General features: G+C 55.6%; 19 protein-coding genes. 2 read left to right on the top strand and 17 right to left on the bottom strand.

Features of this window, described 5'->3' with window-relative positions; all coding sequences use genetic code 11:
• Positions 1-194 precede the first annotated feature (194 nt).
• From ACR0IV_RS18915 to ACR0IV_RS18835, 17 genes are all read right to left on the bottom strand, one after another.
• Complete coding sequence (locus tag ACR0IV_RS18915; protein ID WP_170474331.1) at positions 195-2,087, bottom strand: type IV secretory system conjugative DNA transfer family protein; 1,893 nt, start codon at positions 2,085-2,087, stop codon at positions 195-197.
• Positions 2,080-2,238 (bottom strand): DUF4177 domain-containing protein, encoded by a 159-nt coding sequence (locus ACR0IV_RS18910; RefSeq protein ID WP_170474334.1) that lies wholly within the window; start codon positions 2,236-2,238, stop codon positions 2,080-2,082. Before ACR0IV_RS18910 ends, ACR0IV_RS18915 begins: the two co-directional genes overlap by 8 nt.
• A gap of 12 nt (positions 2,239-2,250) precedes the next feature.
• Positions 2,251-3,264, bottom strand: a complete 1,014-nt coding sequence (locus ACR0IV_RS18905; protein WP_170474337.1) for an ATPase, T2SS/T4P/T4SS family — start codon at positions 3,262-3,264, stop codon at positions 2,251-2,253.
• Positions 3,264-4,097 carry a TraB/TrbI/VirB10 family type IV secretion system protein gene (locus tag ACR0IV_RS18900; protein ID WP_170474340.1) on the bottom strand — a complete coding sequence of 278 codons (834 nt, stop codon included), beginning with the start codon at positions 4,095-4,097 and terminating at the stop codon, positions 3,264-3,266. Before ACR0IV_RS18900 ends, ACR0IV_RS18905 begins: the two co-directional genes overlap by 1 nt.
• 11 nt (positions 4,098-4,108) lie before the next feature.
• Positions 4,109-4,792: a hypothetical protein gene (locus tag ACR0IV_RS18895; protein WP_480659618.1), complete on the bottom strand. Its 684-nt coding sequence runs from the start codon at positions 4,790-4,792 to the stop codon at positions 4,109-4,111.
• Complete coding sequence (locus ACR0IV_RS18890; protein ID WP_170474346.1) at positions 4,792-5,607, bottom strand: TrbG/VirB9 family P-type conjugative transfer protein; 816 nt, start codon at positions 5,605-5,607, stop codon at positions 4,792-4,794. Before ACR0IV_RS18890 ends, ACR0IV_RS18895 begins: the two co-directional genes overlap by 1 nt.
• A complete protein-coding gene (locus tag ACR0IV_RS18885; protein WP_170474350.1) occupies positions 5,607-6,242 on the bottom strand; it encodes a VirB8 family type IV secretion system protein in 636 nt (211 codons plus the stop codon). Before ACR0IV_RS18885 ends, ACR0IV_RS18890 begins: the two co-directional genes overlap by 1 nt.
• A gap of 26 nt (positions 6,243-6,268) precedes the next feature.
• Entirely contained in the window at positions 6,269-7,324 is a 1,056-nt protein-coding gene (locus ACR0IV_RS18880; RefSeq protein ID WP_170474353.1) for a TrbL/VirB6 family protein, read from the bottom strand.
• The gene (locus ACR0IV_RS18875) at positions 7,321-7,821 is read right to left on the bottom strand and encodes a hypothetical protein (RefSeq protein ID WP_170474356.1); all 501 of its coding nucleotides are present in this window, start codon (positions 7,819-7,821) and stop codon (positions 7,321-7,323) included. The genes ACR0IV_RS18880 and ACR0IV_RS18875 overlap by 4 nt, the downstream gene beginning before the upstream one ends.
• On the bottom strand, positions 7,818-8,564 hold the full coding sequence (locus ACR0IV_RS18870; RefSeq protein WP_170474359.1) for a type IV secretion system protein: 747 nt from the start codon (positions 8,562-8,564) through the stop codon (positions 7,818-7,820). The genes ACR0IV_RS18875 and ACR0IV_RS18870 overlap by 4 nt, the downstream gene beginning before the upstream one ends.
• Positions 8,564-8,701, bottom strand: coding sequence for a hypothetical protein (locus ACR0IV_RS18865; protein WP_170417970.1), 138 nt, complete (start codon positions 8,699-8,701; stop codon positions 8,564-8,566). Before ACR0IV_RS18865 ends, ACR0IV_RS18870 begins: the two co-directional genes overlap by 1 nt.
• On the bottom strand, positions 8,698-11,064 hold the full coding sequence (locus ACR0IV_RS18860; RefSeq protein WP_480659619.1) for a VirB4 family type IV secretion/conjugal transfer ATPase: 2,367 nt from the start codon (positions 11,062-11,064) through the stop codon (positions 8,698-8,700). The genes ACR0IV_RS18865 and ACR0IV_RS18860 overlap by 4 nt, the downstream gene beginning before the upstream one ends.
• On the bottom strand, positions 11,057-11,335 hold the full coding sequence (locus tag ACR0IV_RS18855) for a VirB3 family type IV secretion system protein (RefSeq protein WP_152460684.1): 279 nt from the start codon (positions 11,333-11,335) through the stop codon (positions 11,057-11,059). Before ACR0IV_RS18855 ends, ACR0IV_RS18860 begins: the two co-directional genes overlap by 8 nt.
• Positions 11,336-11,338: 3 nt before the next feature.
• The gene (locus tag ACR0IV_RS18850) at positions 11,339-11,620 is read right to left on the bottom strand and encodes a hypothetical protein (protein WP_480659620.1); all 282 of its coding nucleotides are present in this window, start codon (positions 11,618-11,620) and stop codon (positions 11,339-11,341) included.
• Positions 11,617-12,165 (bottom strand): lytic transglycosylase domain-containing protein, encoded by a 549-nt coding sequence (locus tag ACR0IV_RS18845; protein WP_480734421.1) that lies wholly within the window; start codon positions 12,163-12,165, stop codon positions 11,617-11,619. Before ACR0IV_RS18845 ends, ACR0IV_RS18850 begins: the two co-directional genes overlap by 4 nt.
• A gap of 814 nt (positions 12,166-12,979) precedes the next feature.
• Positions 12,980-13,393 carry a thermonuclease family protein gene (locus tag ACR0IV_RS18840; RefSeq protein ID WP_170602109.1) on the bottom strand — a complete coding sequence of 138 codons (414 nt, stop codon included), beginning with the start codon at positions 13,391-13,393 and terminating at the stop codon, positions 12,980-12,982.
• A gap of 48 nt (positions 13,394-13,441) precedes the next feature.
• Positions 13,442-13,798: a hypothetical protein gene (locus tag ACR0IV_RS18835; protein WP_142638830.1), complete on the bottom strand. Its 357-nt coding sequence runs from the start codon at positions 13,796-13,798 to the stop codon at positions 13,442-13,444.
• 383 nt (positions 13,799-14,181) lie between these two features.
• Here ACR0IV_RS18835 and ACR0IV_RS18830 point away from each other — a divergent pair, with 383 nt between their 5' ends.
• A complete protein-coding gene (locus ACR0IV_RS18830; protein WP_170417962.1) occupies positions 14,182-14,676 on the top strand; it encodes a hypothetical protein in 495 nt (164 codons plus the stop codon).
• 367 nt (positions 14,677-15,043) lie between these two features.
• Positions 15,044-16,333 (top strand): helix-turn-helix domain-containing protein, encoded by a 1,290-nt coding sequence (locus tag ACR0IV_RS18825; protein WP_152460690.1) that lies wholly within the window; start codon positions 15,044-15,046, stop codon positions 16,331-16,333.
• The last annotated feature ends 20 nt before the right edge of the window (positions 16,334-16,353 follow it).

Genomic DNA, 16,353 nt, shown 5'->3' with positions numbered 1-16,353 from the left:
TTTTGATGAGTGTTTTTGCTGTCGATACTATGACGACAATTCTCAGCAGGCATAAAGCTGACAATGCGCCATTCTAGTAAGCTTCACGGAAGCGGACATATATGTAAGTCGCAGCACGAGCAGGTTAGGGCTCTCTCCTGCCGTTCTCTGCATATTGAAGTAAGGTCCGGTTCGGCCGCGTCCTGTTACCCCCGTCAAGTGAAGGCGCTACTTTCAGCCCGTTTGGCTTTCATTTTCTCCATCGCCATATCTTTCGCTGACCGACTTTTCCGCTTTGCGACCGTGCGCTGCGCATCAAATGCCGCCTGAAGTTCCTGGTCTTTTTCAGAAACCTCTCTGTCCGGGGCAGGGGCCGGTTTCGCATCAGCCACTGCCTTTGCCGTGTCCCTGGCTTGCTCTACAGCCAGATCGAGGTGTGTGCCTTTGATCTTCGGACTTTCGCCACCCAAGAACTGCATGAAATACGGATCTTCGAAGTATCGGATCTTGTTTGCAATCACCGGCATCTTGCCTTCGCGGATCAGCACAACCTCGTTTTCCGGCAGACGACCAACGTGCTCTGGCCGGAGCAGCCGAATGCCTTCTTCACGCTCTGATATGCTGCCCATTTCCATCTTGCCGAGTGCTCGAGACTTCGACTTGCTTATGACCGTTTTGTCCCCGATGGACCTGGACACATGTTCGCGTACTTCGGAATCCTCTGAGGCGGCAAACATCTGGGTTCCAGCGTTTGCCAGCATCGCCCGCACACCCTCGTGCCCATAAATGTCCTGTAGGCGCGACAGTGTTTGCGAAATCACCACGAGCCTGCCCCCGAACGATCGCATGGTGTCATAGGCTTCAACAACGCGCTCAAGATGGCCGAGGCGTTGGAACTCATCGAGCAGCATCAAAACCTTGAACGGCTCATCTTCGCCCGGCTCAACAGTTTCGATGGTGTTCACCAGATCGAGGAAGAACAGGCGAATGAGCGTCCGGAACTCTTTGACCTTTTTCCCTGGCACGGAAAAGTAGATCGAGCTGGGGCGCCGACGCAGATCTTCAAAGTTGATGTCATTGCCCTGCGTGGCTCTTGCTACCGACGGGTTGCGCCAGAGCTGCAGGCCGGAGTTCAACATAACCGAAATCGTTGACCGCAGGATTTTGGATTCTTCGGCTGCAAGATTCAGAAACTCATCTGCAGCTCGCGCATATCCAACTTCTTCAGCCATTTTCTCATAGTCCTTTTGCTTGGTCGTTTTGACCAGGCGCAGGACTTCGGAAATGTATGGCCGCTTTCTTTTGATCGCCAGCATCGCCATTGCGCAGAACATGCCTTCAACACCACCCATAAAGCCCTGCGCGGACGAGCTGGGCGTGTCGAACATCTGAGTTGCAACCTGAATCACTTCTTCCCATCGCCGGTCCAGATTGTCGGCACGTGCTGCGCGGCGCAGAGGGTTGTAGCTGTGGCTTTTGTCGGGGTTCTCGGGGTCGAACATAAAAACCTCATCGCCCATTGCTGCCCGACGCGCGCCGGTTGTCTGGAAAATCTCGCCCTTGATGTCCAGGACGACGCAAGACCCATTGAAACGCAGGACATTCGGGATCACAAAGCCGCTGGTTTTGCCCGAACCAGACGGGGCAATGAACATCGCGTGCGGCTTTTGGACACCGGGGCCGGGCTTATAGTAGATCGCGTTTTTGTCCTTTGGCTCACCAAATTTGGCAAACACGATTTCACTATCCAATTTGTCTTTGAGCTTCAGAACCGACGCATAGCCTTCCTGGACGAGCTGAGGGGCCTTTGCAAAGGTCGCATCACCGTATTTCGTTGAGGGACCACGCAGCGCAGCCGCCACAAATGCAAAGGTCAAAACACCCACTGCGACCACCGCCACCAGACCCATGATCTGCTGCGTCTCTGCAGGCTGTGCCATGAACTTCTCTGGGATCGCCCAGATGTCCAGCCCGCGAAAGCCTCTGGTGTTGATGTATTCGAGAGCCAGCCCGACCACCAACACCGCGCAAGCCGAGGTAGCGATAAAGCCCATTGTACCGGCGATCGCGACCTTCTTGCCCTTTGGGAGATCCTGAAACTCAGCCATCGGTCAGCTCGCGTTTGAAGAAGCACACGATGCCAAATTCAGCACGTGCGACACCAACCATTTCCCAACCGTCTTGCCCGAGCTTCGCAAACTTCTCGCCTGCATTTTCCTCTACCCGCATCAAGACATTACGATACTCAAATTTTTTCATTCTATTTCTCCTTCAGATAAGTTGATCAGCGGCCATCAGGGGTGGGAAGATCACTCCGTTGACCTTCCGTTCGTCACCGATTTTCTTCATGTGAACGATCATGTGAATGGTGGCCCGGATGTCATCGACCACTTCTGACTTTTGAACGGTCGGAGATCCGCGACGCACCATCTTGCTCATGCGTCCAATGGCATCAACGGGCGAGTTGGCGTGCATGGTACAGACTGATCCATCGTGGCCGGTGTTCACCAGCTCCAGGAACATATTCGCGTCGTCGCCCCGGATTTCCCCGCAAACCAGCCGATCAGGCCGGAGGCGAAGCGCCGATTCCAGTAGCTTTGTTGGTGATCGAGGGCCATCTTCTTCGGAACGGTCAGCAAGCAGATCGACAGAATTGGGTTGCTCGATGTCCAACTCGGCCACTTCTTCAATCGTCACGATCCGTTCGCCCGGATCGACGCGCTTCAGCATTGCATTGAGAACAGTGGTTTTGCCAGACGAGGTGCCCCCCGCAATGATCACGTTCCATTTGCTAAGCATTGAGAGGTCCGCCAGCTCGTCAAAGCTCATCGTGCCTGCTGCAAGGGCAGCACGGGCATTTTCAAGCGCGCTGTGATCGTTGCTTTCCGCCAACGCCGCCTCTTTGCAGGCGAAGCTGAACGCGCCCAGATCGACGGTTTTCAAGCGGAGGAGGCGGATCGCCACGGACCCCACGCCGGTTGTTGCTGGCGGAATCACGACCTGGACCCGCGCTTTGCCCTGCTGTGTTGGCACATTGGCCGTCGCAATGGGTTTCTTTTCTCCGAATGTCACATCACTGAAACCGGCCACGCAGCGCCCGATGTTTTCTACATCGTCTCTGTTCAGAGTGATGTCTGTCCTGGTCATGTGCGTTGTGCCCATTTCTTCGACCCAGACCGATCCGTCAGGATTCACAGAAATTTCGCTCAGGCTTTCATCGTGCAACAGATGCTCGATCTTGCCTGTATAGTATTCCAGAAGGCTATTATCGTTCCGCCCGCTCATCAGAAGCTATCGAACACAACGTCGCGCTGCAGGATCGCGTTGATACGACTGCCCTGATCTACAAAGATTGTTGGTGTAATGCGCAGGTATTCATCAAGCGCCGCCGCCGTGGCGTTCTGAAGGTTGGAACCCACTTGCGTTGCCAGATCAGTGCGAACCGAGTTGTTGCTATCGTTGTCAGACACCAGCGCGACAGGCGCTATGCCGATGATGGACAACAACGCAGCCGTGCCGAACCGCTTCCCAAAGTGTGTGTTCACCCTGCCGGTCGCACCAGTCCGGCCTTGACCGTCCGTACCAGCCGATCCGATCTGAGCTGACAGGCCGTCAGGCGTGATCACACGGCTCCAAACGATCATGATGCGTGTTTGCGCCAACGTCGTATCCGCTCGATACTCGCCATAGAGCTTCGATCCGCGCGGCAGAAGCAAACGAGTGCCGTCCATCGAGTAGACGCCACGTGTGATCGTCGCCACGACGCTACCGGGCAATTCCGAGCTGACCGCGCCACCGAACACAGCCGACAAGATCGTCCCTTGCGTTAGGGTGCGTGACGGGTCGTCAATAATCGAGGCCCCCACGATGGGGGGATATTCTTCGACCAGATTGTTTTGCCATGTCGTGTTTTGGTTTTCCTGGTAACCGCGCTGTTCTTCATGCAGGCGGGTGTCGTCTGGCTGGATTTGAACCGGCTGCGGCGCAGCAGAGTAGGGCTGGAATATCACCGGCTGCGATCCGCTGTTAATCGGCTCGTAGTTTTGCCCGGTGGCATTCTGCGCCATCGCGCTTGAGGCCAACGCGACCAGGGCGAGGGTGAGTGCTGTTCTGTTCATCGTCAGCTCCGTTAGTTTCTGCCGTATGGGTTTTCATCGAACACAATGCCGTCCGACTGGTTCTGCCGCTGGCGCATCTTCTTCAGTTCTTCGAGTCTGCGCCGCTCATCATCGGTCAGACCTTGCGCCTGAAGGTGGCTTACGCTGGCAAGTGCCCGGGCCTCCGCATCCGCGATGGCCTGGGCAAGTTCGGTCTGGAACTTCTTCTCGCGCTCATCATATCTGACCTGAAGGCGTTCATTGGTCAGGTTCAGCGTTGCGATTTCACCGTCTTTTTCTGACAGCGAAACTTTGGCGTCCGTCAGCTCGTCTTGCAGTTCGGAAATCCGGCCGTTCTGTTGCTCGATAGTTTTCAAGGCTTGTTTCAGCCCTTCGGACTCGACCCGCACAGACGCTGTCGCCGGTGTCGCGACAGCAATTGTCTCTGGCAGAGCTTGGGGTTTCGGTTCATCGACCTCTGGCCCACGTGCCGTCAAAAGCCCGTATCGCTCACCACCACTCTGTTGCAGAGCGTCGACACGAACTCCGGCGCGAGAGGTCTTGCTGTCTTCGCCCAACACAAACAGCGCGAAGCCCACGAATACTGTTCCGGCGACAGTAACCGTAATGAGCTTCTTGGGCTCAAACCTCTTCCTTACTCGTTGAGGCGGTTGCTCCGCTGCAATCCGCGCCGCAATTGTCTGCTCGCGGTTCATTATTTGCTGCCCCCCGGTTTAACTGTCTGTGAAGTGACGGGCCGACCGCTCACGCTTGCCTGCTGAAACGCGTCGCCATCGTTTCGAACACAGATCGAAGTGTCCTCGATGCGCAGTGTCCAAAGATCGGAAAGACCCTGCACCTGGATAATGCCGCGCTCTTTGACTGTGGTGTTCACCATCAGCTCGCGGCCATCAGGCAGGACACGGAAGATCCCCGGCAACTCTGCATCCTGCGGGATCTGCAAATAGGTGTGAACGCCATCATCCCACACGGCGGTGGGCGCGAAGTCAGCTTTGCCCGAGCGCGAGTAGTTTTGGTTCACAAACCGGCCTGTCGGTTTCGGTTCACTCCGAGCAACTGTGCCACGGCGCTTTGTAGTCCCGCCGCTGTTGTTTTTGTTATAGAACGTGACCCGAAACGGTACTCGTTTACGTTCGGCGGCACTCTCGGCCGGAACCAGATAGAAGTTGTATGTCCCGCGATTGGTCAGAACGGTCAGGTTTGAATCCGAGTTCAGGATTTCCGGTTTGAACGCAATAACGCGACCTTCCTGCAGGCGAGTGATCTGAAAACTCTCGGTGTCGCCCGCACCAATGCTGCGGACGGTTTCGCCCTGCGGAAAGTGAACATAGGTAATCAGGCGTTCACCTACAGGGATGCGGTACACTTGGTTCTCGACGTAATGGAAATGCGTGATGCGGTGATCCGCATTCTTTCCGTCTGGCGTCGGTGTGATTTCAGCGAGCAGTGGCGTAGAGAATGCCAGAACTGCTGCGGCGGTGGTCGCGAGTGTTTTTGACGTACGCAGCATCAGATGTTTCCCATGGCGTCTACGCGGTAGTTGGTGACGACGAAGCCGAAAGGATTTTCCAGAAGCTCATCCATCGACGTCACGATTTTTTCCTCAAACCCGTAGGTCACTGTGACCACGTAGCGGGCTGAGGCCGTTTCTTGGTTTGGCACGATCAGGGACTTGCGGATCTCGACCTGCACCGTCTCATCGTTGACCGGCGAGACGCCCAGAATTTCCGTCTGCACCTTTGTCTTGGGCGTATAGATTTCATCCGGATGGCTGTCGTTCGACCCATCCCACAGTTCGCGGTAAGACGTTTCGGCCAGCTCATTAGAACGACGCAGTACCGATTTCAGGCGCTCGTTGTTGTCCTGGACATCATAGGTTTCCCGGTCGCGCACATAATTTGCGACTTCACGGAAGGCCATCGCTTCAGATGGTTCCAGTTCTTCGACCTTTTCAGTCAGCAGCACCGGCAGCTTTGTGTCCGGATCAATGGAGAATGGCACCGCCCGGATTTCCTTCAAGGGAAGGAGCATCGCCCAGCCAATAATAGAGGCCACGCCCATTGCCATACCGACCATGCCGAATACTTGCCATTTGAAGGCATCGCGGCGTGCGCCCAGAAAGAGTTCTTTTTCGTGATCTGTCACGTGTGACATTTGCTCTGTACCTCGATTTATGAAGATTTATTGGCGCGAGCTTGTCGAATGCTCTGCCGGTAACGGTCAGCGGCGTAGCTCTGACGAGCTGCCCCATCCTGATTGCGGGCTCTGTGCGCTATGTCCCGACGCGCTTGCATTGCGCGAGACGCGCTGTCACGAACGCCAGTCCCGTCACGAGCTGCGGAAGCCATAGCGGCGGCAGTTTTCCCACCGGCAACAGCACCGCGCGCGCCATCGCTGGCAGTGCCCAATGCACTTCTTGCGGCTGCTACCGCGCCGGTTGCCACGGCAAGACCGGAGGATGCCGAAACTATCGCGCCAGACATGCCGCCAGCCAGTGACGGGATTTGCGTGAGCATGACGATAGCCACGATGCAGATTGCTAGAAAACGCCCGCTCGCTTCCATGTCATTAACATCAGACAAGGAACCAAGCTCCGAAGCGAAAAGCGCCTGAATAAGAGAAACGATGCCTGTCAGAACGACGATGACCATGATCAGGCCAACGGTCGTTTTCGCCCAGGCTGCGAAGATATTGGCTGTTGCCGAGCTGAGTAGCGTTGCGATGAAAACTGGCGCTAGACCCAGCAACACCGCCAGACCGCCTTTTGCGATGAGTGCCATGCCAGTGCCAAAGGCAACGATGACGGCCCCAACAACCCAGAGAATAGCCCCGGTGATGCTCAAGCCCCAAGTCGCGTTTTCAATGGCCTGCTGGCCCATCAAGAAACACTGAAGCGCAATCTCATCCAACGCTTGCCATACATTAGTGGTTCCAGTGAGTGCCCCGGCAATACTGTCCGGCAAGGTTTGGACGCCTTGATAGATTGGTTGGAAAAAGGACCAGCTCGACGCCATTCCGATGATTATCGTCGCCCGAATGATCCAGCCTACATAACCACCAAACCCAATTTCTCTGATCTGAAGTACGCCGTTGATCAGCATCGCTACAAAGATCAGCGCAGCAATAGCCCAGAGGGCGGATGCGAGATCCGCCGCAAGGCTGGTGTATGCTTGCTGAGAAAAGTTGCTGATTGCTGATTCAATCGAGCTGACGAAATCCTGAATCACGGCCCACAAGCCTCCTCAATTACAGGGCGCAGCGCTTCCAAGCGTTCTTGCTGCGTTGCTTTGAGCGATTTGAGTTCGCTGGATGGCTTTGACCAGAAATCGCCCTGGTCAGCGCCCACCAACTCGATTGCAGCTTCGCGGCTGAGGTTGCCGAGCGGGCATTCAGTGCTGAAAGCTTCATCGGATTTGCGCAGTCGGCATTGCTCAATGGCAAACTCATGAGCAGCGATCACTTGCTCATTCAGAATGGCATCGGTCCAGTTGCCGACGACATACTGTTGATCCGCGCCCTGACCAGCGTTAGCGAGCTGTTCAACTCCGTATTCCTTCAGGGGTTTTTTGAACGCTCGCACGCCCGAATAACCAAGACAGGTCCGATATTCCCCAAATGTCCAATCAACATTGGGGGGAAACGGCAGTCTGGCCTCAGCACTGGCCGACGACCCTAAAAGCGTCGCCGTCAGTGTGATCAGGGCGAAAGTGGTGCGGCTTTTCATTGGGTTTCTCCTCTTGCGTAATTGCTAAGCGTCTTTAGGTCCGCTGCGTTTGCAGCCAGATCTGTGCCCGACGCCAGAGCATTAGCAGAGGTTGTGCGCAAGATTTCAATTTCAACTTGCAAGAGTTTCAGGAGAACCGCCGTGTTGTAGTCGATGGCGTCCTTCAGATCTTCTTGCTGGCCGATTTCATCGCGCAGCTTTTCGGCATCTTCAGCGAGCTGACCGGCCATGTCATAGCCCTGTTCGCCCAGAGCGGACGCCATCAAGCCAGCGCCACCGCGCTCCGAGATAATGCGCCGGGCTGGCACGTCTGACGTGCTGAACTCTTTGAGGATGCCATTATTCAGACCCAGGCTGATCGATCGGCGCTCCATCGCGAGCCCGGCCACGCCCGGAAGATCACCAATCGTATCTTCGGTCGCGTCCAACGCGTATCCGAGCGTGTCAGCAGCGGTCGCCAGCTTCAAAAAGCTGCGGCTGTTGAACTCGTCCAAATCTGTTAGACCAGAAATGGCCTTGAAGGAGTTCTCCAGCATCGCGCGCTGCTGCTCGAGCTTCTCATATTGTTGTATCAGCTGTTCGTATTGGCGGACCATTTCTGCGACTTCGCGGGCCGAATTGGCGGCGTCCTGTGCAATGGCTGTGGCGTCGACGGTCGGAACACCTTGGGCTGCTGTAACGACGGGCAGGGCGGCCAGAACCGAAACAGCAATGGTTGTCCGCAATTTCTTTGCAATACTCATTAGACAAGCTCCAAGTTTTCAGGGGGGGTCATGCGCTCAAAGTCGCAGGCGCATTTGCTGCGATAGCCCGAATAGGTGCTGGTGCAGGCCGAGACGGCGGCCAGAACTACAAGGGCGATTACAAGGCGAGTTTTCATGTGATTTCCTTCCAGAAGATGGGGTTTTTTCGCCAGTCAGGATCAGGGAACGATTTTCCGTCTGATCCGCTCAGAACACGGAGAAGCGGGCCGAGAGCGCCGACATCGACATCGAGCCAAACACTCTCATCACCTTTCTTCATGAGCATTACGCGGTCGCCAAAATGCGCCCTCAGCGCGCCCAGCTCTGAATCGTTCAAGCCGATTGCCCTGTAATCCGCTTCATTGCCGGATCGAGAGGGGAACAAGAGCTGCGTGCTGGTGTTTTCCAGGATCGACTTACTTGCTGCCGACGACAGGAGGTGATCGGGGATCTGCGTCATCATCATCATCATGACGTTCAGCTTCCGATACGTGGTGTAGGCATTTATGAGGATGCCAGCGCCATAAGGGTTGCCAGCAATTACCCATGCTTCATCAATCACAAAGACAGTGGGTATCTTGGTGGCGCAGCGGCGTTCGATCTGGCGCATGACGTAGCTGATCCATGCCAGCCGCACCAATTCGTCATCCAGAACCTCGGAAATGTCGAAAACAAGATGACGGTCGCCAGCAGCAAACGGATCTGAGCCACCCTCGCCAAACATCCAGGACAAGCGGCCTTCGCCAGCCCATTCACTTGCACGCTTGTACAGGTTCTTGTCATCGTCAAAAGCTCTGAACCGTTCCACCAGTGAATCGAAGTTCTGAAGCGCAGGCGGCAAAGTGGCATTCGCTTGGCAAGCCCGCGTGATTTCATCCTTCTGATCGGTGGTCAGTGGTTCGTCATAGCTCAACAGGGCAATGACCCAATTGGCGAGCCAGCTTTGCCCAGCCTCATCCGTTTCCGTTTGAAACGGGTTCATGCCAGTGGGTTCGCCCACCCGGACGCGGGTGTACTGCGCACCGAGCGCCCGCATTGGAGCCTCCATTGCCCGGTCTTTGTCAAAAGCGATGATCCGCGCGCCCTGTGCAACCGCCATTGTTGCCAGCAGCATCGCGATCACAGTTTTACCCGAGCCGTTCGGTCCAAGAACGATCGTATGCCCGGAGGGCAGGTTTTCAGGGTCGTTACTGGTCTTGGGAAGGTGAAGCGAAACATCGTAGCTGTCCCCGTGCGTTGTCGGGAACGTCGCCAATGGCCCCGGCCAGGGTAGCTTTTCCGCATCCAACCCTTTGGGGCGCATGTGGAACGCAACCATGTCCGCAAAGTTCTGGTCCGTGATCAGTTCTTCACGGGCGCGGAACGCGAAATTGCCGGGATGCTGCGCGAAGTATACCGCACGGGCCGACATCGCTTCGCGCTTCACTGTGCCGCCTGAAATCTGGATTTCGCCGATGATATGTTTTTCGGCGGTTTTCAGATCTTCCTCTGTCCCGAACACGCAGATCGACAGATGGTGCTTGCCGAGTGACATGGTGCCGGAGGCAATGCCGTCCGCCAGAATAGACAAATCCTCTTCGAGAGACTTTGCCTTGTCGCCTGCCGAGCGCATTTGTCCCGACTTGCGGCGTTCCATTTCCTGCGCCTGGGCGCGGCTGATCGGCAGGAAGGATTGCGAAATCACAACATCAACCGGTAGGTCCAGCCCGTCGAAAATGCCGGGGAACGAAGCCATCGGGTAATTCTTCAGGGAATAGACACGGATGGAGCGTTCCTGATCGTCGCCCGTGACCAGTTTGCCGCGCTTGCCCTGAAACAGCACATCCTCTTGCGGCATGTTGAAGGCGATGGGTTCTGCAATGTTCGTGTGAATGATCGGCTGATACCGACCGTTCAACAGCATTCCATAGTAACCCAGCCAACGCCCCTCGCTGAGCTTCAGCCGGCGCACCCGGGCCTCGCCCAGCGTGCCCGCCAGTGTTGTGAAAACACCGTCGAGCTGTTCGATCATTTCGCGGCGTTCCTCGTCTATCGTTCCAGACGACATGCCGAACATCTGTTTTGCCCGCTCATCCTGCCGCTTTTGCAGAATGGCGCTGATGATGATCTTGCGTTCTTTCAGCTTTGCATCGACGGAAGCTGAGCGCATGGCCTGTGCCACTGCACCGGCAAAGCCGGTTAGATCTGTGATGACATGACCCGTCTCAGCCGGGACGGTCAGTCGATGAACGTAAAATGCCACGTCATTGGGTGTTGTGCGCAACACACGCTCAAACCGTTCGGCAAGGAACTCGAACTCGTTTTCGTCCAGCGTGTTTGCGTTGACACCGGTGATTTCCGCAGCGGCGATAAGACCACCGTTGCGCGTGGAAATGACCTCATCGTCCACGACGTAGCCATAGGGCAACATCTGAAAGAGGCTCATTTCATCCTTGCGCCAGCTCGGCTCGATCAACGAGCGGGCAAGGGTCCACATGCTTCGGGCAGCAGGCTTAGGCACTATAGTAATCTCCCCCATGATGCTGGCGGTTTTTGGTGCGCGGAGTTTTGGAAAGGGTTACGGACAGGACGCGGAAGAAAGCCGGTTCCCATTCGTAAAAGAGGCGAAGCCCGGTGTAGAAAACAAAACCCGCAATGATTGCTGGCGCTATCCCGAACATGAAGAACGAAAGCATGGTCATCCCGAGGATCACCAGCAGATATATCACGGGTAGGCCGCCCCATTCAGCGGGGCGGCTCAGGCCGCGAAAGACCGTATTGCGGCGCGGCATCGATCAGGCTCCGATGAAGGTGTCGGCGAGGCCAATGACGGCACCGACAACGATTGCGACCACCGGGCCTTTCAGTGATCCCCAGCCGAACACGTAGGCGAGACAGCCCCAGATGAAGCCGACAGCGGCAAGGCTGACGCCAACGACTTTGGAGTCGGCCAGCGTTTCGTTGATGAAATCGCCAATGGCATCTTGCAGCCAGCCAGCGGAGGCGGGCGCTGCGGTGATGATGAACGCTGTGATCGCGAAAAACGCCATCTGCTGGTAGAATTGGGCTCTTTTCATGAGGAATTACTCACTTTGCTTAGGATGATCCGCACGTAGTTGCGGGTTTCGGTGAAGGGGGGGACGCCGCCATATTCGACGACGCGGTGAGGCCCGGCGTTGTAGGCGGCAAGCGCCAGCTTCCAGGTTCCGAACTCGCGGTACTGCGCTGCCAAATAGCGGGCACCACCGTCGAGATTTTCAGCAGGGTTCTTTGGGTTCACGCCCAGGTCTTTCGCCGTTCCCGGCATGAGCTGTGCAAAGCCATAGGCACCTTTGGGCGACAGAGCGTCAGCCCGATACCGGCTTTCCTGCCAGACCAGCGCCATGAACAACTCGGCCGGAATGTCATGGCGTTCCGCCGCTGCGTGGATTTCTTTGACGATACGCTCCTGCGACCAGCCGCCCGAGGATCTGCGAGGCCGCGGTGCCTTGCCCGCAATCTCGATCTTATCCTGTGGCTTGGCCTTCGGCGCTTCCGGTTTTTCGTCAAGCGTGTACTCACGCATCCGGATTGGGCGAACGACGCCATTGACGATTTTTGCCCGCGCACCGTTCAGAAACACGCTGCCATCCGGTTCATACTCGATGACCTGGGCAAGAGCGGGGCTTGTCGCCGCAAACCACAGCAAGAAAGCCAAAGTGGAGCGACTGAAAAGCGTCCTAAGGAGTTGGTTAACAAATCCGTGATCGGAATTGATTTCGCGTTGTTTTGAAAAGATTGGCTTGGGTAGTTTTGATGGTGCCGCTTCGCTTTGATTGGCGGAGTCGGATAGGTGGTGGGCACAGCCCCATCTGGAGCTCACCACGTTCTCTCTTCGGTGTAGCACCACATGCATCGAAGAGAGTTCCCCGCGGAGAACATCACTCGTTGTTATGTAGTTCAGCCAAGATTCGAAGGCCAAGGCGATACCCTTTCCGTTCTTCTAAATAGGTCAGTAGTTTTTACATAATTACTATTATGAGGTTGCGGTTCCGATCATCTGAGCAGCAGGGAATTGGATGCCGGGACACATCACTGAGCCCTTCGCGGGCTTCGCAGACAGCCAGCGTTCAGCTTGGATCAATCAGCCGGAAGGTCTGACCAAAGTGTCGGGGATGTCCTGTTCGGCGCTGTCGCTGGTCAGTGCTGTGCCATCGCAAGTGCAGATACGTTGTTCAGGGTCGTACCCATTGACTCTGGCGCGGTGCTGTCCGATCTAAGATCGGCATCTAGGGTTACTGTTTTTACCATAGTACAGTTCTCTCTTGATGTTTGAGGAATGCCCGGATGGATTTGGGGCGTTTCTTGTCCTGTCGGTTGTTGGCGCAATCGACAGGACCGCTCATTGCTCAGTTATTTCGCTCCATTTTCTGCAAATCGTCGCTCAGTCCTTTCGTCTAGCCGCACCAGGACCCGCGTTTGCCGCCCGAATAGGGTCGCGCGAGACCTTCGGATATCAGAGTTTTACCTATCTCCTGACCACCTGAACGTCCGACCGCGAGGAAACGGTCATGCACGTCCAGGTCTGGTTGGATAACCAATTCTATCTGCCCACTGGTCTGAATGATCTCCGTCAGGCGGTCTTTGGCTTTCAGACCCAAAGCTCTCTCGGCCTCACATTGTGCGCGGAAGGTCTCAGGAGTGTCGAAACCGATGAGGCGGTAGCGGTCATCACCGTGGTCGATGGTGTCACCATCAACGGCAATCACCTCGGATGCGCTCAGGGTTATTGTTTGTTTTGATGGTTCAATCCAGACCGCAACAAAAAACAAAGACGCGAGTGTAGCGCTGAGAAACAAGAGCCGTTTCATGCGCCCTGCCCCAGCATTTTGATGAGCCGGGTTCTCGAACGTGACCGATCAGGTTTTGGATTTCGCGTCCAGGGCCTGAGCTGCTTCGAGACCCTCTGGGGTAATCGACTCGATCGTATAGTCTGATTTGACGCAGAGAATGCGCCCATCACCAAATTCCTGATGATGCTTGAAGAGGCCCGGCCAAAGATCGAACTCTCTGGGCTCAGCGCCCGCTCGAGAGATCTTCGACTTGCACAAGGCCCCGACATAGTTCGGCGAGCTGTAAATGCAGTGGTACTTAGGTCGTCCAAGGGAAGCGAGTCCGATAAATTCGTAGCGGCATGTAAAGGGAACCTGATCCTCTTTCAGGCCCCGGACCATCTCGATGGTTACCACAGTGTATTGTCTCTTGTTGTCCGCCATGACGACCCCCTATGGGCCGTCTTCTACATCCAAAAGTTGTGGACTAAAACACAATCTACGTCAATATAAGAAAACCCGCCAATATACGATATTGGATTGTCAGAAATATATTGGCCGGATATTGCTTAGGCGATTCGCAAGCAGGAGAGACCATCTTGAAACACTCAAAATCCGGAAATCGAACTCGCGCGAAGGCCCTTGCAGTTGCACTCGCTGCACTGCCAGCCACGCAGGCTCGTGCCTATCCAATTGACTGTGCCATATTCCTTTGCCTCGCCGGGGGTTGGCCAAGTTCGGCTGATTGCGTCGCAGCCAAGGCGGAGTTCATTCGGCGCATCACACCCTACCCGGTCGAACCGCCGCTTCAACTCTGGCGCTGTCCGATGAATACGTCACACAGCCCCTCGGACTTGGGTCCTATGGAACGGTTGGAAGCCATCAAGCGCACCAGTGCTAGCCCAGTTCCAGAGCTTCCATCGGATGACACCGCTAAGCCAATACTGGTAGACGCAGCGATCTCGATAGGAAGGATCGATGCACATCACGGCCAATACGGTGACGGTTTCCAAGCCACCCCGATCAGCGTCGATCTTTCTTCTTCCGATTTCGACGTTGTGAGATCCATCAGGGTTTGGGATGTGCGCCACTACAGCTATCGCCGTCGTTCAAGGGAGGGAGATTGCGAGCGTTCGCTTGATCTTGTGGTTGGCACCTACGACGATAATACGAATTTTCGCTGGTCCGAGCGCGCTCCTGCCCCAATCCCTTACTGGCTGCCACTGGGCAATCGCTGTGAACCTCCCAGCTACTTCCGCGGCGTTGGCGTCGAGTGGACCGACACATTCGGGTTCAGCGACTACGAACTCATCCGATATTGAGGTGCTGACCTGCGGTACAACGCGTTGCTCCTGGCTATGCCACCAAAAATCGCCAGCTGCATTTTTAAACCAGGCCGATTGGCCCGGAGGAAAAACTTAATCCCAGAAACAAAAACCCCCGCAAGGCGGGGCCTCAGCGGGGATCTTCTTAAGTCACGTTTGATCACCTGATTTATAGGAAACTCCAAAATTACTGACAAGGACAAACGCATCTGTGCGAACGGTTTTTCTGTGTTTATTTGCTGAGGTTCAACCTGCCTTGCTTCCCCAAAGAGAAGCAGACTATGAGACCCCTTAACCATACCGAACACCCTGCCCCGCTAAGCTGCGATGCCAATACTGACCTTTGCCAAGGGAAGCCAATACGATGAGCTTTCGGCAGATCGCATCCGTCCATCACCACGAAAATATACGCTTCCACAACGGCCTTCCCGAGGGTTGGAATCGAGACAGGTTTCGGCAGCTCTGCGTGGGATATGCGCAGATCAGAGGCGCATCAGCCCATTGTATTCGCACCTTAGAGATCATCATCGATATGATTACGCCATGTGCTTTTCGAGACCCGTCTCAGGAACCCTTTTGCTACGCGCGCCAGGAAACCCTCATTGCCGGTCGAGGCGTGACAGATCGGACAATCCACAATCACGAACGAGAACTGGAAATGATTGGCCTGCTCGAACGCAGGCTTGGTGCAAATGGGGCGCGTTGTAAGCGCAAGGGGCTCGGCCTCTTTCTGACCCCTGCCCTAAACCTCATTTCAGAGATGCGCGACGCAGACGAGCAAAGCAAAGCCGAGAAGAAAGAACATGACGAGCTGCGCGGGGATCGATCACGGCTTTACCGACATGTGAAACACAGCTTGGCAGTGTTTGCCTCGCTCCCCTGCAGTCCTGAAGGCCTGGAAGACATGATGGGGGAACTTCGATCCTGGCCGCGTGCCGACAAGCTGAAATACATGTCGCTGGATGGGCTCAGATCACATGTTCAGGCAGCTCACGATCTTTGGAAGCGGATCGAAATATATGTTAAAAAACCCGGTGAATTTTCGGGTGAACCCGAAGCCTGTTTCGGGTGCCATATACAAGACCAAATTGAAGAAGAAATTCTGTCTTGTAACGCCGATGGCGAAGTTACAATGCCCTCGGCTGAAGCCTCGGAACCAGATTGTTCTGGCTCCGGGCCTTACGGCCCTCCGCATTGCTTAGAAAGCAATCATCCGACAGATACGGCATCAAGCAAGGCCCAAAAACTACCGCAGGTGAATAACCGCATCCTATATGAACTGGCCTCACCCGAGCTGCGTATGCATATCGATATCGCCGGTGGCGGAGATCAGAATTCCAGCCCGTCGCTCTACGCGATTGAGACCGGCGTTTCGGCGCGATTGTCGGAGATCGGCGCCAATGCCTCCGCATGGCATACGGCGATTGACCGTTTGACCGTGATGGGTGCAATCCTGGCCGGGTTGATCATAGACGCGAGGCTGAGTGATCCGCGCCTGCCGCCCGTGGTTAATCCGGGCGGATACCTTCGCGGTATGGTGCGCGCAGATGAGCGCGGGGAGTTGAACCTGATTTCCAGTTTCATGGGTTTGTTGGCACGAAGAGCCCGGGAGGAGGAAGACGGGTTTCCGCAAGACCCCAAGAAGCGGATTTAACCGTGTCGGGTTGCGCGCTG

It is taken from the genome of Ruegeria sp. C2, assembly GCF_056537765.1.
Note: the sequence above shows the minus strand (reverse complement) of the source record. Positions and strands in the feature narration are given on the sequence as shown.